The sequence below is a fragment of the Mesorhizobium sp. WSM3879 genome (assembly GCF_002294915.1).
Classification (GTDB): Bacteria; Pseudomonadota; Alphaproteobacteria; order Rhizobiales; family Rhizobiaceae; genus Mesorhizobium.
This window is the reverse complement of record NZ_NSFZ01000007.1, coordinates 119,618-142,963: the sequence shown is the minus strand read 5'-3', so window position 1 is coordinate 142,963 and position 23,346 is coordinate 119,618. Positions and strand designations below refer to the sequence as shown.

Below are 23,346 nucleotides of genomic sequence, written 5' to 3'. Positions count from 1 at the left end.
CGGGACACTAGACAAGGGTCTGGTTAACGAAACCCTAAACCTCGCGCATTTCTTAAGCCGTGGCCTGAGCCTTCACATGGGCGATGTAGCCGCGCACGTCGCCGGCCGGCTCAGCATAGGCCTTGCCGAGCTTCTTCTCGATCGCAGCCATATAGTCCTTCGCCCAGTTAGGCAGCGCATAGTCGATGACCGCCAGAAACTCCAGTGTCGCCGCCAGACGGATGTCGGCGATCGACGGGTTGTTGCCGCCGATGAAAGGCTTGCCGTCCCTGAAGAAACTATGAAAGACCTCCAGCGGCTCGGCGATTGCGGCGATGGCAGCCTTTTGCGCCTCCGATTTCTTGTCGGGATGGGCATCGCTGTGGCCGACCTCGCCGGCATATTGCGGAAAGCCAAGTGCCGGATAAGTGGCCCTGGCCACATAGGGATAGAGCGTTCCGACCAGGTAGAACATGGCGCTGTCGACCATCGCCCGCTTGGCCGGCGCCTTCGGATAGAACTTGTCCAGCCCATGCTTGTTGGCGAGGTACTGCATGATTGCGCAGCTTTCCCAAAGCACGCCTCTGGGAAGTCCTTTGTCCTCGATCATCGGAGTCAGATGCGCCGGGTTCCGCGCCAGGAATTCTGGCGTGCGCGTCAGGCCCCAGGCGTCGGTCTCGGCATGGTCGAGCCCGGCCGCTCGCGTGAACACCCGGACCGTCATGTTGTTGACGCTGGGCCTAAGCATGCTGAGCTTGACCGCGGGCTTCTTCGCCGGTTTCGCCTTGGCTTTAAGTGCTGCCTTTGCCGTTGCTTTAGGCGCCGCTTTCGCCGTCGCTTTAGGCGCGGCTTTTGCGGCCGGCTTGACTGCTTTGGCCGACATCTTGGCGGCAGTCACCTTTGCCGCCGGCTTTGCCATCTTCGCTGCCGGCTTGGCGGCGGCTTCGTTCGTTCCTTTCGTTGCAGCCTTTGCCATCTGGTCCTCCCTCTGACCTGTTCAGTATGGATTCTTCGCCGCCCGGTTCTCGGACAATGTTTCGCGCGATCGCTCGACCAGCGCCTGGATGGCGTCGGCAAGGTGCGCCTCGGCGATATTGTAGTCGCCGCGCGCAACGCGGATCTTGTGCGCCGCCATCAGCACGTCGGCATGGCTGAAGCCCGCGGGCGGCTCGAACCGGTAGGAGGCAAGCTCGATCAGCAGCCCAAGCGGATCCTCGAAATAGATCGAATCCATAAAGCCGCGATCCTTTACGCCGCTGTGCTTGATGGCGCGCTCGTCGAGCCGGCCGACTGCCTGCAGGAACGTCACGCGCGACACCGAGAACGCGATGTGGTGGACACAGCCCGTATCGGTCGGTGTGCGCCGCTTGACCGGGCTGCGGCTCTCGTCGGTGAAGACCGTGATCAGCCGGCCATCGCCCGGGTCGAAATAGAGATGGCTTTCGCTCGCTTTGTCGAGATTGGGCTGCTCGAAGATGAATGGCATGCCGAGCACGCCTTCCCAGAAATCGATGGAGGTCTGGCGATCGGCGCCGACCAGCGTGATGTGATGGACGCCTTGCGACTGCAGTTTTTGCATTGGCTCCTCCCGGCCCCGCCGCGCCTGCCGCCGGACGACACGGCCAGGCAGCCTTAGATCGGCGCCCGGCAGGCGACCGCCGCACGGCTCCGCTCCGCTGGGTTCCGCATTTTCGCGTCCTGCTGGATCGCGGCCGAAACTTTGATTATCGGATGCTAATTCAATCCGACGCGTTGCGCCAGAAGCGGCGACACAGCATCGCACCAGCAGGTCATCGCCGGCCGCAAGGAGGATGCACAAGGCTCTCTTTGCACCATGCTCGATGGCCGGCCGGGTCAGCGGAACCGCCTGCCCGACACCCCTCTTTACAACCATGGCCTTGGCCGACGACATCCAAATGGCGAAACGCCATGTTCTGCAGGCCGAACAGCACCTCAAGCGCCGAGCGCGCGCGCATCGCTGCGCTAAAGCGCCGTCGGTGGCCGGAGGCAAGGCGTCCAGCTTTCTGCAGTTGCTTGAAGACGCCCAATCGATCCACCTGCATCAGCTGTCGCTGTTGTTGGAGAGAGCGTCTCGTGAGCGGACCCGAGCCGGCATTTAGACTTGGACGCTTGGAAGCCTTATTTGTAGACGTCCTTGAGGACGCCGGAAATGGCTACGCCGCTACGCTTTCACGTCGCCGATCAGCGAAGCGTCTCAGCGATAGCGACGACGTTCACGCTGTCCTCGCGCAGCATGACTCATCATGGTAACCGGATTTCGGGCCCGCAGCGCGGACACTCTTGAAATCTCATTCTACCTTAGAAGAAGAAGCACTACTCCGACTTCGCCGGGGTTTCTTTCTTGATTTCCGTCGATGTTGACGTGTCGGACTTGTCAACACTCGCCGTCTGCTGCGCGTCGACTGAGGCTTGATCCTTCGCGTGTGCCGGGCAATTGGCTGATGCTGCAGAGACGGACAGGCCCAGCGCTAAGATCGTTCCGAGGAAGGCTTTCATCATCATCCTCCTTTTGGCAAGTGACATAGCGTAACCCGCGCGTTGCGCGCCGCAAAATCACTTTTCACTCCCCGCATCACAGCTGGCTCGCGCGTCGAGGCCGCAGAGAACTTTATTGAGCGGATGGACCGAGCTGCGTTGCTCCGGGCATGGAGGCGCTGTCTACGCGCCAGAGCGTGAAGCCCCCAAGCCCTTCGCCTGGGGACGATATGGTCAAACGCGATTTGCGTAGCGCGCTCGATCGCGTTCGATCTCGTCGGCGGTGTAGTTTTCGGCGCCAGCGTCAAAGCTCCTCCAACCGTCCGCTTCGTAGGCACTGCGGCGATCTTCCAAGTTCACTGATCTTGATTGGCCGAGGATGCTCTCGGCTTCGCCGGCCAACGCGTCGTCGACCCTGGCCGTGACCAACGTCCCGCCGCGGCGCACACCTTCGGCGTAGACATGAGCATCCCTTTCCGGGACCCCGGAGTCGGTAAGGGCTCCGACGATGCCCCCGGCAGCCCCGCCGACAACTGCGCCCCCCAATGCGCCTGCAGCGGTAGCGGCGAGCCACCCTGCGGCGACAACAGGGCCCACGCCTGGGATAGCCATGATCCCAAGCCCCGTCAGCAACCCGCCGGCGCCGCCAATGAGGGCGCCCACACCGGCGCCGCCAGCCGCATCTTCGGCGGCATTCGAGCGATCATCTTGGTACCAGCCGGTCGAGTTATTGGCGACGATGCTGATGTCGGAATGCGGAACGCCGATGGCTTCGAGTTCACCGACGGCATCGGAAGCGTCCTCATAATTGTCAAATAGTCCGGTCACGGTTCTCATGGTTGAACTCCAATCCGTTTCAGTTGCTGCCGGCAACGACGTTGCCTTGATAATCGAGCGCCACGGTTGTCTTCTTTCCGTCCTTGGTGGCCTGACCGCGCCAGATGCCTTGATCGTCCTTGGTTAGCGCTGAGACATCCGAGAAGCCGGCATCCTGGATCCGGCTCTTGGCCTGGTCTTCGGTGAAGCTATTGGCGCCTGGCACCGGAGCAGCCGGATTTTTTGTGTCGGTCGTGGTGACGGCGGGAGTTGTCGAACTCGTCGTCGTGCCGGTTTCATCGTCCATGGTGGAAGCGATCTTCTCGATCATTTCCTTATGCATTTTGAGTGTGGGCAAGGTCTCCGATGCGAACGCCTTGAGCTGGGGATTGTCGCCATCCTTGGCGTAGTTCTCGAACAGCTCCACGGCATCCGCGTGCGCATCACGCTGCATCTGCACATAGGTCTTTTCGACCGGATCCTTGCCGTTCTGAAGGGCGTCGAGGTCGCTCTTGTGCTTGGCATCCGTCTCAGCGGGCACTTTGAGCTTCTGCTCGCCGGCAATCGTTTCGAGTTTTGCATTGGCCGCCCCATGATCGTCGATCATCTTTTGGGCGAAGTCTTTGACCGCCTGATCTTGGGCTTTGGCTTGGGCGATCTTACTCGACTCGACCTCGAACATGCCCCCATTGGCAGCCTTATCGACGAACCCCTGGGCATCGTCGGCGGCAAGGACAGGCACTGCAAATGTGATGGCGGCGGCTGTGGTCAGCGCAACCAATAAATGGCGATTTTTCATGGAGAGATTCCTGGTTGGGCACAGATCGTGCTGCAAACCCAACAAGCGTCCGACACCTTTGTTCCGAGCGCGGTTTGATTTAGCCGAGGAGTACCGGCATTCTTTCCCTAGGACCCGGCTGCCGGGTTTTCGGTCCCGCCACGCTCCTGAACAAAAGCCAATAGGGATCGCGGCCAGCAGGATTCTTTCAGTATGGCTTGTCGCCAGTGGCAAGCAGGTTGAAGGGGGTGCCACCGGAGATTTTTGCGGCTTTCCGAGCGGCCTTCGTCCAGGACTTTATGCGTCTAAATCAAGCGGCTCGTGATCCAGCCTGTTGATTGCAAGATGACCTCGCTTGCTGGCCTCTCGGCAAACTTTTCACGTTAGACGGAACCTTTGTGATCACCGGCTCTTCCCTTGTAATTGCTGGGAGGCAATCAATGGCAAACCTGGGAAGACTGGCTGTCGCCATATTGGGCATTCTCGCCTACCAAAATCGCGACAAGATCGGAGAGCTGCTCCGTGGCGCGGGAAATCGCGATCCAAATAGTCTGCAGGGAGGGATCTTGGATCAGCTGTCCAAAGGGGTATCGGGGACGGCGCTTGGGGATATTGTCGACCGCTTCAGAAATGCGGGAGCCGGTTCCAAGGTGGATTCTTGGGTTAGTAGCGGACCCAACCAGCCGATCGAGCCGAAAGATGTCGAGGCAGCAATAGACGATGAAACACTGGCTTCTCTTTCAATGCAGACCGGCTTGTCCCGCGATGAGCTGATAGCCAGGATAACCAGGGACTTGCCCGAGGCGGTCAACAAGCTGACGCCCAATGGCGAACTGCCACCCGCAGGGCCCGACGATGTCACCCTGCTCGATCCGGTGCCACCACAGCGTTGATGGCGCCGCAAGGTCACACTACAAGTCCGTGAGCGTTTGCGAAAAGCCTGTCTTGAGAAGCGCGAGGACTTGCAACAGTCATGGCGCAACTCATCCCGCTTTCGCAGACGAGCGGGTAGCCGCTTCCGTTAGGGAGCCTGCTGACCTTGAGCGGTCAAGCCCTTCAGGGTGTAGCCGCGGTGGCAGCCAAAGGCCCGACGCTTGCGCTCACTAGTCGCGACGGTGTTTATTAGCTACGCCTAAAGTTCTGATGTCAGCCGTCGAAAGGTGGCGCATAGTACAGACTCGCCCCTTGCCCACATGGGGTAAAAGGCCCGGCCTGTCTGCCCTAGGTCCCCCGATATGCCACAGGCCGGGCGCCCCCATCTTTAGGCTGCACTGTTCCGCGCCGCCTTTTTCAGCAAGCGCGATAGATGCACGTCGTGAAGCTCCTGAACGCTTTGAAGAAGTTCGGAATTCAAGCGCCTTGGTGGTGGGCAATTCGAGGCGTTGTAGTTCGGCTGGGAAACAAAGAAGCGTTAGCCTGCATGGTGGAGGCCACTGAACAGGCGGGGGCTAATCCGTCTTTGCGCCTACGGCAGATAGATGAGCCGCTTCTCCAATCGATACGATGAATCCCATCATTGCCCGATGCTACTTTGAGGAGGCAACCGGTTTTGCAGCCCTGGCAGCTAGTAGGCTTGAGGGGTTGGATATGAGCAGAACGACTCTCGTTGCGATTGCTTTCCTCGTCATCAGCATCGGCCCGACCGAAGCCAATGGCCATAAAGTTTTGCCGGTTTGCACCGCGTCGAGCTCACTGTCCGAGGTCTTGCATGGCAAGTGTTTTCTCGTCAAAGGCTCGATGATCTATGGCGACATCGCCGATCTTTCCCAGATAATCCAATTGGGATGGTAGCCAAGGCGGAATCGGTGCCTAGACGCTATCGCATGACTGAGCCACGCCGTTTCTTACCGGGAAATAGCGCAGCGCCTTCCTCTCATGGGACAGCGGGGAAACAGGGGCTTCAAAGCCCAGGGGCAAAAAAGCGCCGCTCCGATAACGTCGAGTATAACGCCAGGCGCGCGCCAGTGGCGGATTCGTGCGCCTATCTTCCATCCCGGTGCGTAACGCATTGCCGCCGCAAACTGGCGCGGTTCATTCTGGTCGCGAGCCCATAGAGTGGATGCGTGGTTGCATTCCAGGCTGGAGGCCTTTGCCGCATCAACCGAGAATCAAGCAGAAATTACGCGGTCGACAGCCTGTCGCGACCGGCCCCTAAAGGTCGACCTTGGCGACATTATCCTTGTATTCCTGCTTCGGGTCATATCCGAGCAGCATCTTGATGCCCGAAACCACGCTCGACGCATCGAGCCAGATTTCGGCTCGGTCCGGATCGAAGCGCAACAGCGTGAGTTTCGGATCGTCTTTGCCGCCCTCGAACCATGCTTCGACATAGGGGTTCCAGAGCCGATCGATCACAGCCCGATCATTGTCGACGCGAAGCTTGCCCTGCACCGTTGCGAAGAGGTCATGTCCCTTGGAGACGAACGTGGCCGTTGCCTGGTCGCCGCCGGAAAGGCCCATCGGAAGCTCCGTGTCTTTCGCCGTGAAAAACCAGATCGGACCGGTATCGTCCTTCTCCAGTTGTGCCGTCATGGGCCGAGGGATGATGTTGGAGCCGTCGAGGCCGATCATCATCGTCATGTCAGATTTCAGTGCTTTCCAGAATTTCGCTTCGAGCTCAGCGGGTGTCGGCATGTCTCATCCTTTCACTGAAAGAAAGGCAAACGGCCGACGGTGCTGTGTGTTCCTTCGCGCATTGCCTGGCTAAGGCTTCTCGATCGCTATTCGACGCGTCGTCGTTCAAAGCAGCTAAATCATTGGAATCAATGGTACGCCCAAGGGGAATCGAACCCCTGTTCCCGCCGTGAGAGGGCGGTGTCCTGACCGCTAGACGATGGGCGCGCTCAAGAACCGGCTACATAGGATGAAGGCCGGAAAAAAGCAACTGGGGTTTCGGACTGTTCGCAGACTTTGCGGACTGCCCTCGTCAACCCTGCCGTTTCGGCTCGATCAGATCCCAGAGATTGCCGTAGAGATCGACAAACACTGCCACCGTGCCATAGGGCTCGAAGCGCGGCGCCTCGCGGAATTCGACGCCCCTGCCAAGCATCGCCTGATGGTCGCGGGCGAAGTCGTCCGTTTCGAGAAAAAGAAACACCCGGCCGCCGGTCTGGTCACCGATGCGGCTTGCCTGCCTCTCGCCGGAGGCTGCCGCCAAGAGCAGCCGCGCGCCCTGCCTGTTTGCCGGCGTGACCGTCACCCAGCGCTTGCCGCCGCCGAGGTCGACGTCCTCGCTCAACACAAAGCCAAGCCGCTCGACATACCAGGCTATCGCCTCGTCATAGTTTTCGACGACGAGCGCCACGGTCGCAATGCTGCGGTTATCGGCAAAGCCGCTCATTTATTGCGAATCGCGAACTGGCCGATGACGCGGCGCTCGGCAATGTCGTAGAGAAAGATGGAACGGCTGCCGTCGGCGAGCTCGGCATCGATCGACAGGCGGTTGCCGGACAGTGCCTGACTGACGACCTTGGCGCCGACCGGCAGCACGATATCGCCGGAGAGGGGCGCGCCGGCCGGAGCCTGGACATCGCCGGCATGCACCGATCCGGCGCCGGGCGCATTGCGGGCTTTGTAGACAAGGGCTCCGATCACCACCATAAGGGCGAGGAACAGAAGACCGAGATTGACGATCATGAAGCGGATGAGCTTCCGGCGCACTTTTTCGGCCGCAGGGTCGAGCGGCTTCTCCTCATCTTCTTCGGCGATCGGCCGGGCCATGACTAAACAATCCGCAACGGGTTTCGATGAGCGCTCATAGCGAAGAGACCTCGATTTTGATAGGGCCCCGATTTTGAGACAGGATGAATTGCCGGGCGATGAGTTGGATGGAGCGGTGGAGCTGGAAACCGGCGCCGATGCCGCAGGCCAGCGCCTCGACCAGTGGCTCACCGCCCAGCTCGGCCCGGAGATCTCACGCAGCCGCGTGCAGGCCCTCATCAAGCAGGGTGCGGTTACGATCGCCGGCAAGCCGGTCGAAGAGGCAAAGCGCAAGATGGCGCCGGGCGAGCGTGTCGCGGTCATCATGCCGCAGCCGGAGCCTGCCGAGCCGCAAGGCGAGGCCATTCCTCTCGACATCCTTTACGAGGACGACGAGCTGATCGTCGTCAACAAGCCGGCGGGGCTGGTTGTGCATCCCGGCGCCGGCAACTGGACCGGCACACTGGTCAACGCGCTGATCCATCATTGCGGCGACAGTCTTTCCGGCATCGGCGGCGTCAGGCGACCGGGCATCGTCCACCGGCTGGACAAGGAAACCAGCGGCGTCATGGTGGTGGCCAAGACCGACCGCGCCCACAAGGCACTGTCCGAGGCCTTCGCCGATCATGGCCGGACGGGCGACCTCGAACGCGCCTATCTGGCGCTGGTCTGGGGCATTCCGCAGCGGCCGACCGGCACCGTCGAGGCCGCGCTCGGCCGCGCCGCCGACCGGGTGCGGCGCGCGGTGGTTCCCGAAGGCCGGGACGACGCCCGGCATGCCGTCACCCATTTCACCGTCGTCGAGCGTTTCGGCGGGCGGCAGAAGGAATTCACCACCGCAAGTCTGATCGAATGCCGCCTCGAGACCGGCCGCACGCACCAGATCAGGGTGCATATGGCGCATATCGGTCATCCGGTGGTCGGCGATCCGGAGTACGGCCAGGCCTTCCGCACCAAGGCCAACCGGCTGCCGGAACCGCTGAAAGGCGAGGTCAAGGCATTTTCCAGGCAGGCGCTCCATGCCTCGCTCCTTGAATTCCGACACCCGACCACCCATCTACCGATGCGGTTCGAGGCGCCGATGCCGAGGGACATGGAGGAACTTGTCGGCGGCTTTCGAATGCTCTGAACCGCCATCAAGACGCTTCAAACCAGCCATCAAAAAACCTGACTGGCGTTGTTCACTTCAGCGTGACACACTGTTTCGTGTTGAACAAATGCCTGTCCTTTCTGGTTTTGTTCCTATATACAGCAGTTGCCGCGAGTGAGCCGATTGGCATTCGCGTCACATGCCCGCCGCGTTACGGGGGCATCACTCCAATAGAGAGGGGGCGCTATCATGGCCCAGTCACTACCCAGTATCGTTTCCGGTGAAGGCGGTCTCGCCCGCTACCTGGAAGAAATCCGTCGCTTTCCGATGCTTCAGCCCCAGGAAGAGTACATGCTCGCCAAGCGTTATGCCGAGCATCAGGACACTTCCGCCGCGCACAAGCTCGTCACCAGCCATTTGCGGCTCGTCGCCAAGATTGCCATGGGCTATCGCGGCTACGGCCTGCCGATCGGCGAGGTGATCTCGGAAGGCAATGTCGGCCTCATGCAGGCTGTCAAGAAATTCGAACCGGAGCGCGGCTTCCGGCTCGCCACCTACGCTATGTGGTGGATCAAGGCCTCGATCCAGGAATACATCCTGCGCTCGTGGAGCCTGGTCAAGATGGGCACCACCGCCAACCAGAAGCGCCTGTTCTTCAACCTGCGCAAGGTGAAGGGCCGGATTCAGGCGCTCGACGACGGCGACCTCAAGCCCGACCAGATCGCCGAGATCGCCACGCGTCTCAACGTTTCCGAGGCCGAAGTGGTATCGATGAACCGTCGCCTGTCGGGCGACGCTTCGCTCAATGCCCCCATCAGGGCGAGCGAAGGTGAGTCCGGCGAATGGCAGGACTGGCTGGTCGACGACCACGAAAGCCAGGAGGAGATGCTGATCGAGCAGGACGAGCTGGAAAACCGGCGCTCGATGCTGTCGGGCGCGCTGTCGGTGCTCAACGACCGCGAGCGGCGCATCTTCGAGGCGCGTCGTCTGGCCGAAGAGCCGCTGACGCTGGAAGAGCTGTCGGCCGAGTTCGACATCAGCCGCGAGCGCGTGCGCCAGATCGAGGTGCGCGCCTTCGAGAAGGTGCAGGACGCGGTCAAGGCCGCGGCCAAGCGTCAAAATCAGGCGCTGCGCACCATCGAAGCGCAGCCGGCGGCGTAAAAGCTCGAGGCATTACGCAAAGACAAAACGGCGGCGCCGGGATCTGGCGCCGCCGTTTTTTAACGTTGCAACACCTGCGATTTGGCAAGCTTCGCAAAGGCAGATGCAAATGTCTTCCCGCCAAGACAAGAAGAGAATTTGGCACGTTTGCGAGTTGCACCGCCAAAGCCTTGGCAAATGTTGCTATCCGTATTACGACAGGTATCGGCGTAGGAAATTTAGCGCTCTGAACGAGCAGACACATGTGCAGAGCGATGCGTCAATGAAAAATGTTCAGTTAATCGATGGCGCCGACAACACCGCGTACAATATCTATGCAGTTTCAGATGAAGATTTTGAGTTAATTTTTCCGAATGGTCAGGATATCGAGTTCATTGAGGATTTCTTTAAGCGCGTTGGGAGCAAAAGGGCGAAGCAGGTTCAAGAAAGTTTAAGTAGAGGTTTACAAAGAAAAACCGAAGTTAATGGTATACACGGAACACTGTTCTATCAGCTAAAACGGCAGAAGAAGCGCTATTACCCAAACAAAAAGTTTTCAGACGACCCTTCATCGACGCGTTGATCGTACGCGAGCAGTCAGAATTGGTATATTAACTCGTCGACCTCCGGCTTCGCACTTTTGCGGTCCGACAATACGTTCCAACGCCTGCGATTGGCGAAGGCGGCGAAACAAGCCCTTTCTCCCCGTCACGATACGGGGAGAAATGTCCGGCAGGACAATGAGGGGCAGCGCCGACGCTGCAAGGTTGATTGCTCAGCAAAAATCTCCGAGCAGCTTGGCGCTCATCTATCGAACGCCGCGCCGCCCCTCATCCGCCTTTCGGGCACCTTCTCCCTGTGGGACGGGGAGAAGGAAAGCTCACCCTGTCGGCTGCTTGGTCTTGCGCAGATACGGCAACACCGTCTCGTAGGCGCCGAAGCGCTTGATCGCGTCCTCGTTGGAGACGGCGGCGGTGATGATCACGTCCTCGCCCTGCTTCCAGTTTGCCGGCGTCGCCACCTGGTGCTTGGCCGTCAGCTGGATGGAATCGATGACGCGCAGGATCTCATCGAAGTTGCGGCCGGTGGTCATCGGATAGGTCAGCACCAGCTTGATCTTCTTGTCCGGGCCGATCACGTAGACCGAGCGCACCGTGGCGTTGTCGGCCGGCGTGCGCCCTTCAGAGCTCTCGCCGGCGCCCGCCGGCAGCATCTCGTAAAGCTTGGCGACGGCGAGATCCTTGTCGCCGATCAGCGGATAGTTCACCGTCTGGCCGGTAGCTGTCTTGATGTCGGCCTGCCATTTGTCGTGGCTCGACACCGGATCGACGGAAATGCCGATGATCTTGACGTTTCGCTTTTTGAATTCGCCCTCGAGCCCGGCCATCGTGCCGAGCTCGGTCGTGCAAACCGGCGTGAAGTTCTTCGGATGGCTGAAGAGCACTGCCCAGCCGTCACCGATCCATTGATGGAAATTGATCGTCCCTTGCGTAGTCTCGGCCGTGAAATCCGGCGCGATATCGTTGATACGAAGGCTCATCGCGTGCTCCCTACCCTGTGACATGGCGCCGGCCTGGGCTAACCCCATCGGCGCGTGTCAGCTTCTATACCGCCGGAAGGAACGGTTCAAAAGGCTTGTGTCTGCAAGCGTGATCGGAACGATGGAAAAATTTCTGCTTTTCCTGGAAAAGACAGCAGAATTTCCATAGCGGACGCAGGGGATTGGCGGCTTAAGCCTTCTTCACCGCCAGCGTCGTCGCAAGGTCTTCCATGCGCTGCGCAAGTGCCGCGAGCGCGGTCGTCAGCACGCTGTCGCTCTTGTCGGCCTTGGTCAGCGCCTCGTCGCGCGTCTTGCGCAGCGTCAGCACCTCGCTCTCCATGCCCTTGACCCGCTTGTTGAGCTCCGAAAGCTCATCCATCACCATGATGCCGGCCATGACGGTCAGCCGCTGGTCGCCGATCTCGCCGAACGAATCCTTCAAATGCATGACATACCGGTCGAAGCGCTCGGCGAGGTCGATCAGATGCTCTTCTTGGCCCTCGTCGCAAGCCATCCGGTACTGCTTGCCGTCGATGGAAACGGTGACCTGTGCCATTGGCTTACCTGTCCAGTACCGCGCGAATGGTTTCCATGGCGGTCACCAGCCGGCGCGACACTTCCTTGTTGGCATCTTCCAGCCGTTCGGCGCGGGCCTCGGAATTGTCGAGCTCCTGCGCCAGCCGCGAGCGGTCGGCGTTCATGCGCTGCACCTCGGCCTCGGCCTCGGAATAGTCGCGCTCATGCTCGAGCCGCGCCGCCACGGCGTTTTCCAGTCCCTCCATGGCTTTGCCGAGCCTGGCGATGACTTCCTTCAGGGTCGTTTCCCCGGTCATGGCCTTCGTCCTATGCCCTGCCCGTCACCGAATCGCTCGCGTTCAGAACGCGTTATCTCGGAAAGATTAGGCGCCGGGTGAAGCGCGCGTCAATAAAGCTCTCGCGACTGTCCCCCGCTAACGCTAATGTAGCGTCGCCGCCGCCTTCACAAGGCCGGCAAAAAAGCACCGATTTGTTGACTCAAAGGCCGCGCCTGCTATGTGTCGCGCACCCTTTCCACGGGCTCTCCCAAAGCTCCAACCCCTATTCCGGAGGAAGCATGACCTCGCGTGAACAACATGATCGGATGGCCAATGCGATCCGTTTTCTTTCCATGGACGCCGTCGAGAAGGCCAATTCCGGCCACCCCGGCCTGCCCATGGGCTGCGCCGACATCGCTACGGTGCTGTTCACCCGCTTCCTGAAATTCGACGCCAAGGCCCCGCACTGGGCAGACCGCGACCGTTTCATCCTGTCGGCCGGCCACGGCTCGATGCTGCTCTATTCGCTCCTGTACCTCACCGGCTACGAGGACATGACGATCGACCAGATTAAGAATTTCCGCCAACTCGGATCTAGGACCGCCGGCCATCCCGAATACGGCCATGCCGCCGGCATCGAGACCACCACCGGTCCGCTCGGCCAGGGCCTCGCCAACTCGGTCGGCTTCGCGCTCGGCGAGCGCATCATGAATGCCGCCTTCGGCAACGACCTTGTCGACCACTACACCTATGTGCTGGCCGGTGACGGCTGCTTGATGGAAGGCGTCTCCCAGGAAGCCATCGCGCTCGCGGGCCATCTCAAGCTCAACAAGCTGATCGTCTTCTGGGACAACAACAACATCTCGATCGACGGCCCGGTCTCGCTCGCCGACAACACCGACCAGGTCGCCCGCTTCCAGGCCAGCGGCTGGAACGCCAGCCACATCGACGGCACCGATCCGGAAGCCATCGCCTATGCCATCGAAGCCGCCCGCCATTCCGACAAGCCGACGATGGTCGCCTGCAAGACGACCATCGGCTTCGGCGCCCCGACCAAGGCCGGCACCAACAAGGCGCATGGCTCGCCGCTCGGCGCCGACGAAATCGCCGGCGCCCGCAAATTCTTCAACTGGGAATCGCCGCCCTTCGAGATTCCGGCCGACATCCTCGACGCCTGGCGCGGCGTCGGCACCGCCGGCGCCAAGGCGCGCGCCGATTGGGAAGGCCGCCTTGCCAAGGCCGACGCCAAGCTGAAGGGCGAATTCGAGCGCCGCCTCGCCGGCAAGCTGCCGGACAATTTCGACGCCGTCATCGCCGAGTACAAGAAGAAGCTCTCGGCCGACAAGCCGAAGGTCGCCACCCGCAAGTCCTCGGAAATGGCGCTGGAAGTGATCAACGGCGCTGTTCCCGAAACCATCGGCGGCTCGGCCGACCTCACCGGCTCCAACAACACCAAGACCAGCCAGACCAAGAACATCACTCCGGACGACTACGGCCAGCGCTATGTCCATTACGGCATCCGCGAGCACGGCATGGCGGCGGCCATCAACGGGTTGACGCTGCATGGCGGCCTGATCGCCTATGGCGGCACCTTCTTATGTTTCTCCGACTATGCCCGCCCCTCGATGCGCCTTGCCTCGCTGATGGGCATCCGCTCGATCTTCGTCATGACCCATGACTCGATCGGCCTCGGCGAGGACGGCCCGACCCACCAGCCGGTCGAGCATCTGGCCGCACTGCGCGCCATTCCGAACCACAACGTCTTCCGCCCGGCCGACGCGGTCGAGACGGCGGAATGTTGGCAGCTGGCGTTGGAGTCCGAAAAGACGCCTTCGACGCTCGCGCTGACCCGCCAGAACCTGCCGACCGTGCGCAGCGAACACAGCGAGAAGAACCTCAGCGCCTCGGGCGCTTATGAGCTTGCCGCGGCAAACGGCGAGGCGGCCGTGACGATCTTCGCCACGGGCTCGGAGGTCGAGGTCGCCCTCGGCGCCCGCGAGTTGCTCGAAAAACACGGCCATCCGACCCGCGTCGTATCGGTGCCCTGCTTCGAGCTGTTCGACCAGCAGGACGAGGACTATCGCAGGAAGACCATCGGCAACGCCAAGGTGAAGGTCGCTATCGAGGCCGGCATCCGCCAGGGCTGGGACCACCTGATCGGTATCGACGGCATCTTCGTCGGCATGACCGGCTTCGGCGCCTCCGGCTCGATCGAGCAGCTCTATCCGCATTTCGGCATCACCGCCGAGGCCGCGGCGAAGGCCGTGGAGGCGCGCCTGCACGGCAAGTGAGCCATCGCATGTCGCTCAAAAGCGCGCAGCGATCTCGAGCGGCCTGCACAAAAAGCAACGCCCCGTCCGGCGAAGCCCTTCAAAGGATGTCGCCGGACTGGACCAACCTAATCGATTTAAATTCCGGCTTCTGCGGCTGGATTCTTTGCACGCCCGCCGCTATGAAGCAGCGGACCCATCCACTTTCCAGTCCCCAGGGAGAGAAACATGACCGTCAGAGTTGCCATCAACGGATTTGGCCGCATCGGCCGCAACATCCTGCGCGCCATTCATGAATCCGGCCGCAAGGACATCGATGTCGTCGCCGTCAACGACCTCGGGCCGGTAGAGACCAACGCGCATCTGCTCCGCTACGACAGCGTGCATGGCCGCTTCCCGCATGAAGTGACGGTCGACGGCGACCAGATCTCCGTCGGCAAGGAGAAGTTCAAGGTCACCGCCATCAAGGATCCGACCCAGCTGCCCTGGAAAGATCTCGGCATCGACATCGCGCTTGAATGCACCGGTATCTTCACCGCGCGCGACAAGGCTGCCGCGCATCTGACCGCCGGCGCCAAGCGCGTCATCGTCTCGGCCCCGGCCGAAGGCGCCGATCTCACGGTCGTCTACGGCATCAACCACGACAAGCTGACCAAGGACCACGTCGTCATCTCCAACGCGTCCTGCACCACCAACTGCCTGGCCCCGCTTGCCGCCGTGCTGCACGAGACCGTCGGCATCGAGAAGGGCATGATGACGACGATCCATTCCTACACCGGCGACCAGCCGACGCTGGACACCATGCACAAGGACCTTTACCGGGCCCGCGCCGCGGCGCTGTCGCAGATCCCGACCTCGACCGGTGCCGCCAAGGCGATCGGTCTGGTGCTGCCCGACCTCAAGGGCAAGCTCGACGGCATCTCCATCCGCGTGCCGACCCCGAACGTCTCGGTCGTCGATTTCAAATTCATCGCCAAGCGCTCGACCACCGCGCAGGAGATCAACGAAGCGCTGATCGCCGCCTCCAAGGGCAAGCTGAAGGGCGTGCTCTCGGTCACCCATCACCCGAACGTCTCGATCGATTTCAACCACGATCCGCACTCCTCGATCGCGGCGCTCGACCAGACCAAGGTCATGGACGGCAACTTCGTCTCGGTACTCTCCTGGTACGACAACGAATGGGGCTTCTCGAACCGCATGGGCGACACGGCTGTCGCCTTCGGCAAGACCATCGCCTGACCTCAGGCTTCCTTTTTGATCGTGTGAAACGCCCGGCTTCGGCCGGGCGTTTTTCGTTCGACGCAGCGGCATGGGGCAAAAAAGCCACGCTGCCGCCTTGCACTGGTCATGTCTTCGCCCCACTCTGCCGTAAAGCGGGAGGGACGCGGATTTGAGGGGCAATTCCGGATGGAGCATGCGATCTATCTCGTGACGCTGGTCGGCACAGCGCTTGTTGTCGCCGCCGCCTTTTCGAGCCTGATCGCCTTTCGCTTCGGCGCACCCCTGCTGCTCCTCTTCCTCTGCATTGGCCTTGCCACCGGCGTCGACGGCCTTGGCATCGAATTCGACAATGCGCGGCTGGCTTATTTCGCCGGCTCGTTGGCTTTGGCCATTATCCTATTCGATTCCGGTTTCGGCACGCCACTCAACGCCTTGCGCCAGGCGGCCGGGCCGGCGCTGTCGCTGGCCACCGTCGGCGTCCTCCTGACCACCGGCATCTTCGGCGTCGCCGCCTACTACCTCCTCAATCTCAGCTGGCTGGAATCCTCGCTGCTCGGCGCCGCCGTCGCTTCGACCGACGCAGCGGCGGTGTTCTTCCTGCTGCGCGCCGGGGAGATCCATTTGCGCGAGCGCGTCCGCTCGACGCTCGAGGTTGAATCCGGCACCAATGATCCGATCGCCATCTTCCTCACCATCTCTTTGGTCGAGATCATCGCCGCGCATGCCAACCCCGAGGCAAACGTTCTCGCCACCAGTTTGGTGATCGGCTTCGTCATCAACATGGGACTCGGCGCCATCATCGGCGTGCTCGGCGGCTTGGCGATCGTGCGCCTCGTCGAGCGACTGAACCTCGACCATGGCCTGCTGCCGATCTTCGTGCTGACGCTGTCGCTGATGGTGTTCGCCGCGGCCGGCGCCATCGGCGGCTCGGGCTTCCTTGCGGTGTATCTCGCCGGCCTCGTCGCCGGCAATTCCGACATTCGCGCCGTCACCATCCTGAAGCGCTTCCAGGACGGCATGTCGTGGCTGGCGCAGATCATCATGTTTTTGATCCTCGGCCTGTTTGCCACGCCCTCGCAGTTCCCTGCGATCCTGCTGCCGGCGATCCTGCTCGGCCTGTTCCTGATCTTCGTGGCGCGGCCCTTGGCCGTCTGGCTCTGCCTGATGCCGTTCCGCCTGCCGCGTCCGGAGGTCGCTTTCGTCTCTTGGGTTGGGTTGCGCGGCGCCGTTTCGATCCTGCTTGCCATCACGCCACTGCTCGGCGGCCTCGCCAACGGTCGCCTCATCTTCAATGTCGCCTTCATCATCGTGCTGGTCTCGCTGGTGGTGCAAGGTTGGACCGTCGGTCCGCTGGCGCGCCGCCTCGGCCTCATCGTGCCGGCAAGGCTTGGACCGCTCGACAAGGTCGAACTCGAGCTGCCGGGCTCGGCCCACCACGAGCTGCTCGCCTATCGCGTCGCCCCCGGTAGTCCGGTGGCGCGCGGCGAACGCATCCCGCGCTGGGCGAGGCCTTCGCTGGTGCTGCGCGATGGCCGCTCCATGCGGTTCCAGGACATGGGCCGGCTCGCCGCCGGCGATCAGGTCTACATCTTCGTGCCGGACCGCTATCCGCGCTTGCTCGACAAGCTCTTCGCCAGCCGCGCCGTCGTCGACCCCGAGGATGCCGATTTCTTTGGCGCCTTTGCCGTCGATCCGGCCCGCTCCGCCGCCGAGCTCGAAGCCGCCTATGGGCCCGGCCTCACCGAGGCCGAACAGAAGCTCACCGTCGCGGCGCTGGTCACCGAGCGGCTCGGCGGCCAGGCCGAATATGCCGACCGCGTGATGATCGGCCCGATCGAGCTGATCGTACGCGATGTCGACGAGAAGGGCCGGATCACCGGGCTTGGCCTGTCCTTCGAGCCGACCGCGCCGGTGGCGCGCGTGCCGGTTTTCCTGAGCGCCGGCGAGATCGCCGACCGCATCGCCGCCTTTATCCGCGGCTGGCGCAAACCAGCGCCAAGCAAGGTTCCTCAAAGCGAGCCGGACGAAATGACGACGTCCAAGCCCATAGCGCCAAAATCAGCCAGCGAGAGCTGACGTCACACAACGACATCATTTTTGCGCGCGCTGTGCGGCCCAGGCCTTGCATCGTGCCCGGTGGCGGGTAAGGTCGCCGCGTTTTTGGCGGAAAGGACGACCATGGCCGGCTTCAAGACACTCGACGATATCGGCGCCGTTGGCGGCAAGCGCATCCTGGTGCGCGTCGACCTCAACGTTCCCGTCGCCGACGGCAAGGTGACGGACGCCACCCGCATCGAGCGCATCGCGCCGACCATTTCCGAGCTCTCCGGCAAAGGCGCCAGGGTGATACTGCTCGCGCATTTCGGTCGTCCGAAGGACGGCCCGTCGGCCGAATTCTCGCTCGAGCCGATCGCTCGCGCCACGGCGGAAGTGCTCGGCCGCCCGGTCGGCTTCGCCTCCGACTGCATCGGCGACAAGGCCGCCGACGCGGTTGCCGCCATGAAGGATGGCGACGTCCTGCTTTTGGAAAACACCCGCTTCCACAAGGCCGAGGAGAAGAACGATCAGGCCTTCACCGAAAAGCTCGCCGCCAATGGCGACATCTACGTCAACGACGCCTTTTCCGCCGCGCACCGCGCGCATGCGTCGACCGAAGGCCTGGCGCACCGCCTGCCGGCCTATGCCGGCCGCACCATGCAGGCCGAGCTCGACGCGTTGGAACAAGGTCTCGGCAATCCGGTGCGGCCCGTCGTGGCCATCGTCGGCGGCGCCAAGGTCTCGACCAAGATCGATCTTTTGATGAACCTGGTGAAGAAGGTCGACGCGCTGGTAATCGGCGGCGGCATGGCCAACACCTTCCTCGCCGCGCGCGGTACCGATGTCGGCAAATCGCTCTGCGAGCATGACCTGGCCTCCACCGCCAAGCAGATCATGATCGAGGCGGCCGAAGCCGGCTGCGCCATCATTCTGCCCGCCGACGGCGTCGTGGCGAAGGAATTCAAGGCGGGTGCCGCCAGCCAAACCGTCGCCATCTCCGACGTGCCCGCAGACGGCATGATCCTCGATATCGGCGAGAAAACCGTGAAGAGCGTCGCCGATTGGATCGACCGCGCTGCCACGCTGGTCTGGAACGGCCCGCTCGGTGCATTCGAGATCGAACCCTTCGACCGCGCCACGGTGGCTGCGGCAAAGCATGCGGCAGCCCGCACAAAGGAAGGCAAGCTGGTTTCGGTCGCCGGCGGCGGCGACACGGTGGCCGCGCTCAACCATGCCGGCGTCGCCGACGATTTCACCTATGTCTCGACCGCCGGCGGCGCCTTCCTCGAATGGATGGAAGGCAAGCCGCTGCCGGGCGTCGAGGTGCTGAAGCGCTGAGTCATTCAAGACTTTCCGAACGGACGCCGCTATCGAGACTTTCAATCGATTCGAGCTTTTCGGCGTCATTCCTTTGGCGGTAGTGTTCTGCTAGCGCGGAATAAACGCACCTTAGGAGAGCACCATGAGCGAACGTCTCGAAGACATTGCCGCCGCGATCGTGGCGGATGGCAAGGGCCTTTTGGCCGCCGATGAGAGCTCCGGCACCATCAAGAAGCGCTTCGACGTCATCGGCGTCGAATCGACCGCCGACAATCGGCGCGACTATCGCGAGATGATGTTCCGCGCCAAGGAGGCGATGACCAAGTATATTTCCGGCGTCATCCTCTATGACGAGACCATTCGCCAGAAGGCTGCCGACGGCACGCCGCTGGTCGACATCATCAAGGCCGCCGGCGCCATTCCGGGCATCAAGGTCGATGTCGGCGCCAAGCCTCTCGCCGGCTTTCCCGGCGACACCATCACCGAGGGTCTCGATGGCCTGCGCGAGCGGCTGGCGGACTACTATAAGCTCGGCGCCCGGTTCGCCAAATGGCGCGCGGTGATCGACATCGACACCGCCAAGGGCGTGCCGTCAGCCACCTCGATCGCCTCCAACGCGCATGCGCTGGCACGCTACGCCGCGCTCTGCCAGGAGGCAGGCATCGTGCCGATCGTCGAGCCGGAAGTGCTGATGGACGGCGCCCACTCGATCGACACCTGCTACGAGGTGAGCAAGGCGACCCTGCTGAAGCTCTATGGCGAGCTTTATGCCGCGCGCGTGGTGCTCGAAGGCACCATCCTCAAGCCGAACATGGTCATCTCCGGCAAGAAATCGGGCAAGAAGGACAGTCCCGAAGCGGTCGCCCAGAAGACGATCAAGCTGTTTCGCGAAACCGTGCCCGTGGCGGTGCCCGGCATTGCCTTCCTGTCGGGCGGCCAGGACGACGAGGAAGCGACGGCCAACCTTAACGCCATCAACGTCATCGGCCCACATCCGTGGAAGCTCTCCTTCTCCTACGGCCGCGCCCTGCAGGCGGCCGCGCAGAAGGCCTGGAGCGGCAAGGCGTCGAACGTCGCCGCCGGCCAGGCTGCCTTCATCCATCGCGCCCACATGAATCATCTGGCGGCGCTCGGACAATGGCAGCCGGCGCTGGAAAAGGCCGCCTGATAGCAATGCATGTCGCCCAGAAGTGTGCAGCGGTTCTGGGGCAACGATATGCATCAATAACGGCTTGAAGCGCGTCGACGCGCTTTGAGCTTTCCCTAAAGCGCTGAAAACCCGGGCCAAGGCCCGGGTTTTGTTTTTGCCGGCCGCACTCCTAGCTGAGGCATCGAAACAGCGGGGGGCCAGCGCCGCCTTTCGCAGGCCGTCCCCACCTGATATCGACGTGCCTCAAGCCCAATGACCAAGCACGGCCGCCAGCGAGATTGCGGCCATTGCAAGCAGCGCCAGCTTCCAGAAATCGCTGCGGCGCTTCAGCCCCGGCCAGCCGAGCGGCTTGATGATTTGGATGAGCATGATGCCGATGATGACAAGGGCGAGCAGTTTCGTCATGCCGCCTTTGAGCAGCATCCTCGGCGGCTGTCAAAGCGGTTCTTGGCGCTTTCGCACCGCATCGCTCCTGACAAACGAAGGGACATCCATGGGACCGCGCTGATCGTTCTGGCGCCGGCTTCGGCTACCTCGCACCCCTGCTGACAGACTGCTGTCAGCAGGGGTGTGAGATACTCCTCTCGTCAAAAAGAGGAGCTCGGTCATGAACGGTTTTACCATCCTGCGTAGCGTGCAGCACTATGTCGGCAAGATCCGCACCGTGCGGAACGAGATCCGGACCCAGCGTTTCCTGAACACTTTGCCGGCGGACATTCGCAAGGACATCGGTTGGCCGGACCTTTATAACGGCCGCGTGCGTGAGAACTGAAATTTTTCGGCGCATGACTTGGATAGCGGCCATGGCGCGCCCAGATGTAATGTCGGTTGAAACGCTGGGTTTCAGGAAAGACGCCGTTGTCCGGTGGTGGAGTGGCTGCAGCCTCCTGACACTATGTTGTCAGGAGGCTTGCGTTATTGAAGCAGCCTCGAACCTGCGGGAACCGGTTTTGGGACCGCGGCATGCGTAGAACCGAAGCCAAGGGGTCAAACGATGCGCCGCGCCGACAGGCTTTTCCAGATCGTGCAGCATCTGCGCGGAGGCAGACTGGTCACCGCGCAGAAGCTCGGGACGTGGCTCGAGGTGTCCGAGCGGACCATCTACCGCGATATAGCCGACTTGCAGTCGACCGGCGTGCCGATCGACGGCGAGGCGGGTGTCGGCTACATGATGAGGGAAGGTTTCGACCTTCCGCCGCTGATGTTCACGCGTGACGAGATCGTGGCGCTGGTTGCCGGCGCCCGCATGGTGCGCGCCTTTGGCGGCGCGGCGATGGCAAGGGCCGCCGACGAGGCGCTGGTCAAGATCGGCGCGGTGCTGCCCGACACGGAAAAGGATCGCATCGCGCGCACCGAGATCCACACGCCGATGTGGGTGGTGAGCGATGCCGCGCGCGAGGCGATCGACCTCATCGAGCGCGCCATCGAGAAGCGCCAGGTGCTCACCATCGACTACTCGGACGAAGCCGGGCGCGGCACGGCGCGCGACATCCGGCCCCTGGGCCTCTGGTTCTGGGGCAAGGTATGGACCCTGGTCGCCTGGTGCGAGATGCGCGACGATTTTCGCGCCTTCCGCATCGACCGCATCGCCTCGGTGGTGATTGCCGGGCGTATCTACAAGCCGGAGCGCGGCAAGCAGCTCGCCGACTTCTACCGCGCCGTGGAACGCAGCGAGGATTACGGCATGGCGCCCGATCGAGCGGCGCGGACCTGACCTCCCCAGGCACGGCCGACAAAAAAGCCCGCGCGAAGCGGGCTTTTTTGTCGGGCTGGGAGACCTTACTCCTCTTCCCCGTCTTCTTTCTTGTCCTTCGACTTCAGCGCCGAAAGCTTGGCGAACACGGCATTGGCGTCGAGCTCCTGATCCTCGTCCTTCGGCTTCTCCGGAGCCGGCGTCAGCCTTTCGGTCAGCGCCGCCGGCAGCAGCGTGTCGCCGGCAGCCGGCTGTGCCTGCTCGCGGCCGCGCGAGGCGCGGTTGACTTCCATGTCGAGGTCGATCTGCGAGGTCAGGCCCAGCGTCACCGGATCCATCGGCTGCAGATTGGCCGAGTTCCAATGCCGGCGCTCCCGAATCTGCTCGATCGTCGACTTGGTCGTGCCGACCAGCCGCGCGATCTGCGCATCCTTGAGTTCGGGATGGTTGCGTACCAGCCAGAGAATGGCGTTCGGCCGGTCCTGGCGTTTCGACAGCGGCGTGTAGCGCGGGCCTTTGCGCTTCGATTCCGGCACCCGCACCTTGGGGTCCGAGAGTTTCAGCCGATGGTTCGGATCCTTCTCGCCGCGCGCGATCTCGTCGCGGGTGAGCTGGCCGGTCATGATCGGGTCCATGCCCTTGATGCCCTGCGCCGACTCGCCGTCCGCGATCGCCTTGACCTCCAGCGGATGCAGTCCGCAGAACTGCGCGATCTGCTCGAAGGAGAGCGCGGTGTTGTCGACCAGCCAGACGGCGGTGGCCTTGGGCATCAGCAGCGTATTGGCCATGTCAAAAATCCTTCTCGTTCGCCCGCGTTCCCGCGCGGGCGGTGGTTTTAGAGCCACCAAAATGGGAAATTCGCGGCCTGTATAAACGCTCCGTCACGATTTCGCAATGTTTTTGGGAGGCGAGCAGCCGGGACCAAAAAGACAAAACCCGCCGGACGGAGTCCAGCGGGTTCGGAACCGGAGACGAGCAAGCGTCTGCGACGGCTCTGGCTTCGAGACTGCGGCCCAGCCTTGCGGCCGGGTCGTGCTTCAAATCAAAGAGCCTGGCGAGCGATACGCTCGATGTCGCCGCGGTTGATGCCGAGGTCGTTCAGCTGGCGGGCGTTCAGCTTGTTCAGCTCACGCACCGTCTCATTGTAGAGGCGCCAGTTGCGGAAAGCGCGGATCGGGTTCATTTCAGTCCTCCATTCACGGGATCAGTTGTTCGATGCCGCGTAAATAGGCACCCTTGCCTACGAATTGAACGGACTCTTTTGCATGGCGGCAATGCATTTTGTGCATTGCAGCATTAGGCCTTTGTTCAGTCTCTCGTCAG

At 62.1% G+C, this 23,346-nt stretch carries 27 protein-coding genes and 1 tRNA gene; 13 read left to right on the top strand and 15 right to left on the bottom strand.

Features of this window, described 5'->3' with window-relative positions; all coding sequences use genetic code 11:
- Window positions 1-52 precede the first annotated feature (52 nt).
- Complete coding sequence (locus CK218_RS17595; RefSeq protein ID WP_095828394.1) at window positions 53-955, bottom strand: glutathione S-transferase family protein; 903 nt, start codon at window positions 953-955, stop codon at window positions 53-55.
- A 21-nt stretch (window positions 956-976) separates the two neighbouring features.
- Window positions 977-1,558 carry a VOC family protein gene (locus tag CK218_RS17590; protein WP_067319302.1) on the bottom strand — a complete coding sequence of 194 codons (582 nt, stop codon included), beginning with the start codon at window positions 1,556-1,558 and terminating at the stop codon, window positions 977-979.
- A 319-nt stretch (window positions 1,559-1,877) separates the two neighbouring features.
- Here CK218_RS17590 and CK218_RS17585 point away from each other — a divergent pair, with 319 nt between their 5' ends.
- Complete coding sequence (locus tag CK218_RS17585; protein ID WP_143749655.1) at window positions 1,878-2,099, top strand: hypothetical protein; 222 nt, start codon at window positions 1,878-1,880, stop codon at window positions 2,097-2,099.
- A 214-nt stretch (window positions 2,100-2,313) separates the two neighbouring features.
- Here the strand turns inward: CK218_RS17585 and CK218_RS17580 are convergent, their stop codons facing one another.
- The 3 genes from CK218_RS17580 to CK218_RS17570 all read right to left on the bottom strand — a co-directional run bounded on the left by CK218_RS17580 (window position 2,314) and on the right by CK218_RS17570 (window position 4,090).
- Window positions 2,314-2,496, bottom strand: coding sequence for a hypothetical protein (locus tag CK218_RS17580; protein WP_067002221.1), 183 nt, complete (start codon window positions 2,494-2,496; stop codon window positions 2,314-2,316).
- Between the two features lie 213 nt (window positions 2,497-2,709).
- A complete protein-coding gene (locus CK218_RS17575; RefSeq protein ID WP_095828392.1) occupies window positions 2,710-3,312 on the bottom strand; it encodes a hypothetical protein in 603 nt (200 codons plus the stop codon).
- A gap of 19 nt (window positions 3,313-3,331) precedes the next feature.
- Entirely contained in the window at window positions 3,332-4,090 is a 759-nt protein-coding gene (locus CK218_RS17570; protein ID WP_095828391.1) for a DUF4142 domain-containing protein, read from the bottom strand.
- Window positions 4,091-4,509: 419 nt separating this feature from the next.
- Between CK218_RS17570 and CK218_RS17565 the strand changes: the two genes are divergently transcribed.
- On the top strand, window positions 4,510-4,962 hold the full coding sequence (locus CK218_RS17565) for a YidB family protein (protein WP_067002068.1): 453 nt from the start codon (window positions 4,510-4,512) through the stop codon (window positions 4,960-4,962).
- 610 nt (window positions 4,963-5,572) lie between these two features.
- Window positions 5,573-5,860 (top strand): hypothetical protein, encoded by a 288-nt coding sequence (locus CK218_RS17560; RefSeq protein WP_245307357.1) that lies wholly within the window; start codon window positions 5,573-5,575, stop codon window positions 5,858-5,860.
- Between the two features lie 360 nt (window positions 5,861-6,220).
- Here the strand turns inward: CK218_RS17560 and CK218_RS17555 are convergent, their stop codons facing one another.
- The 4 genes from CK218_RS17555 to CK218_RS17540 form a co-directional block, all read right to left on the bottom strand.
- A complete protein-coding gene (locus CK218_RS17555) occupies window positions 6,221-6,703 on the bottom strand; it encodes a pyridoxamine 5'-phosphate oxidase family protein (protein ID WP_067002065.1) in 483 nt (160 codons plus the stop codon).
- Between the two features lie 132 nt (window positions 6,704-6,835).
- A tRNA-Glu gene (locus tag CK218_RS17550) sits at window positions 6,836-6,910 on the bottom strand.
- Between the two features lie 85 nt (window positions 6,911-6,995).
- On the bottom strand, window positions 6,996-7,409 hold the full coding sequence (locus CK218_RS17545) for a VOC family protein (protein WP_095782507.1): 414 nt from the start codon (window positions 7,407-7,409) through the stop codon (window positions 6,996-6,998).
- Entirely contained in the window at window positions 7,406-7,789 is a 384-nt protein-coding gene (locus CK218_RS17540; RefSeq protein ID WP_067002059.1) for a fimbrial protein, read from the bottom strand. The genes CK218_RS17545 and CK218_RS17540 overlap by 4 nt, the downstream gene beginning before the upstream one ends.
- Before the next feature lie 115 nt (window positions 7,790-7,904).
- Here CK218_RS17540 and CK218_RS17535 point away from each other — a divergent pair, with 115 nt between their 5' ends.
- From CK218_RS17535 to CK218_RS17525, 3 genes are all read left to right on the top strand, one after another.
- On the top strand, window positions 7,905-8,897 hold the full coding sequence (locus tag CK218_RS17535) for an RluA family pseudouridine synthase (protein ID WP_245435070.1): 993 nt from the start codon (window positions 7,905-7,907) through the stop codon (window positions 8,895-8,897).
- A 210-nt stretch (window positions 8,898-9,107) separates the two neighbouring features.
- Window positions 9,108-10,019 carry an RNA polymerase sigma factor RpoH gene (rpoH, locus tag CK218_RS17530; RefSeq protein ID WP_067002056.1) on the top strand — a complete coding sequence of 304 codons (912 nt, stop codon included), beginning with the start codon at window positions 9,108-9,110 and terminating at the stop codon, window positions 10,017-10,019.
- A gap of 109 nt (window positions 10,020-10,128) precedes the next feature.
- Window positions 10,129-10,581: a hypothetical protein gene (locus CK218_RS17525; RefSeq protein ID WP_197507431.1), complete on the top strand. Its 453-nt coding sequence runs from the start codon at window positions 10,129-10,131 to the stop codon at window positions 10,579-10,581.
- A gap of 297 nt (window positions 10,582-10,878) precedes the next feature.
- On the opposite strand, the gene CK218_RS17520 is transcribed toward CK218_RS17525, so the two are convergent.
- The 3 genes from CK218_RS17520 to CK218_RS17510 form a co-directional block, all read right to left on the bottom strand.
- A complete protein-coding gene (locus tag CK218_RS17520; RefSeq protein ID WP_095828389.1) occupies window positions 10,879-11,538 on the bottom strand; it encodes a peroxiredoxin in 660 nt (219 codons plus the stop codon).
- A gap of 190 nt (window positions 11,539-11,728) precedes the next feature.
- Window positions 11,729-12,094 (bottom strand): cell division protein ZapA, encoded by a 366-nt coding sequence (locus CK218_RS17515; RefSeq protein ID WP_067002048.1) that lies wholly within the window; start codon window positions 12,092-12,094, stop codon window positions 11,729-11,731.
- A 4-nt stretch (window positions 12,095-12,098) separates the two neighbouring features.
- Window positions 12,099-12,371 (bottom strand): DUF4164 domain-containing protein, encoded by a 273-nt coding sequence (locus CK218_RS17510; protein WP_040973690.1) that lies wholly within the window; start codon window positions 12,369-12,371, stop codon window positions 12,099-12,101.
- A gap of 260 nt (window positions 12,372-12,631) precedes the next feature.
- Between CK218_RS17510 and tkt the strand changes: the two genes are divergently transcribed.
- From tkt to CK218_RS17485, 5 genes are all read left to right on the top strand, one after another.
- The gene (gene tkt / locus CK218_RS17505; RefSeq protein ID WP_095828388.1) at window positions 12,632-14,623 is read left to right on the top strand and encodes a transketolase; all 1,992 of its coding nucleotides are present in this window, start codon (window positions 12,632-12,634) and stop codon (window positions 14,621-14,623) included.
- Window positions 14,624-14,830: 207 nt separating this feature from the next.
- Window positions 14,831-15,841: a type I glyceraldehyde-3-phosphate dehydrogenase gene (gene gap / locus CK218_RS17500; protein ID WP_067002042.1), complete on the top strand. Its 1,011-nt coding sequence runs from the start codon at window positions 14,831-14,833 to the stop codon at window positions 15,839-15,841.
- Between the two features lie 168 nt (window positions 15,842-16,009).
- Entirely contained in the window at window positions 16,010-17,899 is a 1,890-nt protein-coding gene (locus tag CK218_RS17495; RefSeq protein WP_095828387.1) for a potassium/proton antiporter, read from the top strand.
- 102 nt (window positions 17,900-18,001) lie between these two features.
- A complete protein-coding gene (locus CK218_RS17490) occupies window positions 18,002-19,198 on the top strand; it encodes a phosphoglycerate kinase (RefSeq protein ID WP_095828386.1) in 1,197 nt (398 codons plus the stop codon).
- 124 nt (window positions 19,199-19,322) lie between these two features.
- On the top strand, window positions 19,323-20,348 hold the full coding sequence (locus CK218_RS17485) for a class I fructose-bisphosphate aldolase (protein ID WP_095782513.1): 1,026 nt from the start codon (window positions 19,323-19,325) through the stop codon (window positions 20,346-20,348).
- Between the two features lie 225 nt (window positions 20,349-20,573).
- Here the strand turns inward: CK218_RS17485 and CK218_RS17480 are convergent, their stop codons facing one another.
- A complete protein-coding gene (locus CK218_RS17480) occupies window positions 20,574-20,753 on the bottom strand; it encodes a hypothetical protein (RefSeq protein ID WP_067319322.1) in 180 nt (59 codons plus the stop codon).
- Between the two features lie 184 nt (window positions 20,754-20,937).
- Here CK218_RS17480 and CK218_RS17475 point away from each other — a divergent pair, with 184 nt between their 5' ends.
- Window positions 20,938-21,102, top strand: coding sequence for a hypothetical protein (locus CK218_RS17475; RefSeq protein WP_082953649.1), 165 nt, complete (start codon window positions 20,938-20,940; stop codon window positions 21,100-21,102).
- A gap of 222 nt (window positions 21,103-21,324) precedes the next feature.
- On the top strand, window positions 21,325-22,044 hold the full coding sequence (locus CK218_RS17470) for a YafY family protein (protein ID WP_059189944.1): 720 nt from the start codon (window positions 21,325-21,327) through the stop codon (window positions 22,042-22,044).
- A 65-nt stretch (window positions 22,045-22,109) separates the two neighbouring features.
- Here the strand turns inward: CK218_RS17470 and CK218_RS17465 are convergent, their stop codons facing one another.
- Together CK218_RS17465 and CK218_RS17460 are read right to left on the bottom strand one after the other, a co-directional pair.
- Entirely contained in the window at window positions 22,110-22,811 is a 702-nt protein-coding gene (locus CK218_RS17465) for a DUF1013 domain-containing protein (RefSeq protein ID WP_095799823.1), read from the bottom strand.
- Window positions 22,812-23,065: 254 nt separating this feature from the next.
- Entirely contained in the window at window positions 23,066-23,206 is a 141-nt protein-coding gene (locus CK218_RS17460; protein WP_067002031.1) for a DUF1127 domain-containing protein, read from the bottom strand.
- Between the last annotated feature and the right edge of the window lie 140 nt (window positions 23,207-23,346).

Bases quoted from the DNA above. Each gene is read 5' to 3' on its own strand.
- CK218_RS17595 (WP_095828394.1), bottom strand. From the start codon at position 955: ATGGCAAAGGCTGCAACGAAAGGAACGAACGAAGCCGCCGCCAAGCCG.
- CK218_RS17590 (WP_067319302.1), bottom strand. From the start codon at position 1,558: ATGCAAAAACTGCAGTCGCAAGGCGTCCATCACATCACGCTGGTCGGC.
- CK218_RS17580 (WP_067002221.1), bottom strand. From the start codon at position 2,496: ATGAAAGCCTTCCTCGGAACGATCTTAGCGCTGGGCCTGTCCGTCTCT.
- CK218_RS17575 (WP_095828392.1), bottom strand. From the start codon at position 3,312: ATGAGAACCGTGACCGGACTATTTGACAATTATGAGGACGCTTCCGAT.
- CK218_RS17570 (WP_095828391.1), bottom strand. From the start codon at position 4,090: ATGAAAAATCGCCATTTATTGGTTGCGCTGACCACAGCCGCCGCCATC.
- CK218_RS17565 (WP_067002068.1), top strand. From the start codon at position 4,510: ATGGCAAACCTGGGAAGACTGGCTGTCGCCATATTGGGCATTCTCGCC.
- CK218_RS17560 (WP_245307357.1), top strand. From the start codon at position 5,573: ATGAATCCCATCATTGCCCGATGCTACTTTGAGGAGGCAACCGGTTTT.
- CK218_RS17555 (WP_067002065.1), bottom strand. From the start codon at position 6,703: ATGCCGACACCCGCTGAGCTCGAAGCGAAATTCTGGAAAGCACTGAAA.
- CK218_RS17545 (WP_095782507.1), bottom strand. From the start codon at position 7,409: ATGAGCGGCTTTGCCGATAACCGCAGCATTGCGACCGTGGCGCTCGTC.
- CK218_RS17540 (WP_067002059.1), bottom strand. From the start codon at position 7,789: ATGGCCCGGCCGATCGCCGAAGAAGATGAGGAGAAGCCGCTCGACCCT.
- rpoH (WP_067002056.1), top strand. From the start codon at position 9,108: ATGGCCCAGTCACTACCCAGTATCGTTTCCGGTGAAGGCGGTCTCGCC.
- CK218_RS17525 (WP_197507431.1), top strand. From the start codon at position 10,129: ATGTCTTCCCGCCAAGACAAGAAGAGAATTTGGCACGTTTGCGAGTTG.
- CK218_RS17520 (WP_095828389.1), bottom strand. From the start codon at position 11,538: ATGAGCCTTCGTATCAACGATATCGCGCCGGATTTCACGGCCGAGACT.
- CK218_RS17515 (WP_067002048.1), bottom strand. From the start codon at position 12,094: ATGGCACAGGTCACCGTTTCCATCGACGGCAAGCAGTACCGGATGGCT.
- CK218_RS17510 (WP_040973690.1), bottom strand. From the start codon at position 12,371: ATGACCGGGGAAACGACCCTGAAGGAAGTCATCGCCAGGCTCGGCAAA.
- tkt (WP_095828388.1), top strand. From the start codon at position 12,632: ATGACCTCGCGTGAACAACATGATCGGATGGCCAATGCGATCCGTTTT.
- gap (WP_067002042.1), top strand. From the start codon at position 14,831: ATGACCGTCAGAGTTGCCATCAACGGATTTGGCCGCATCGGCCGCAAC.
- CK218_RS17495 (WP_095828387.1), top strand. From the start codon at position 16,010: ATGGAGCATGCGATCTATCTCGTGACGCTGGTCGGCACAGCGCTTGTT.
- CK218_RS17490 (WP_095828386.1), top strand. From the start codon at position 18,002: ATGGCCGGCTTCAAGACACTCGACGATATCGGCGCCGTTGGCGGCAAG.
- CK218_RS17485 (WP_095782513.1), top strand. From the start codon at position 19,323: ATGAGCGAACGTCTCGAAGACATTGCCGCCGCGATCGTGGCGGATGGC.
- CK218_RS17480 (WP_067319322.1), bottom strand. From the start codon at position 20,753: ATGCTGCTCAAAGGCGGCATGACGAAACTGCTCGCCCTTGTCATCATC.
- CK218_RS17475 (WP_082953649.1), top strand. From the start codon at position 20,938: ATGAACGGTTTTACCATCCTGCGTAGCGTGCAGCACTATGTCGGCAAG.
- CK218_RS17470 (WP_059189944.1), top strand. From the start codon at position 21,325: ATGCGCCGCGCCGACAGGCTTTTCCAGATCGTGCAGCATCTGCGCGGA.
- CK218_RS17465 (WP_095799823.1), bottom strand. From the start codon at position 22,811: ATGGCCAATACGCTGCTGATGCCCAAGGCCACCGCCGTCTGGCTGGTC.
- CK218_RS17460 (WP_067002031.1), bottom strand. From the start codon at position 23,206: ATGAACCCGATCCGCGCTTTCCGCAACTGGCGCCTCTACAATGAGACG.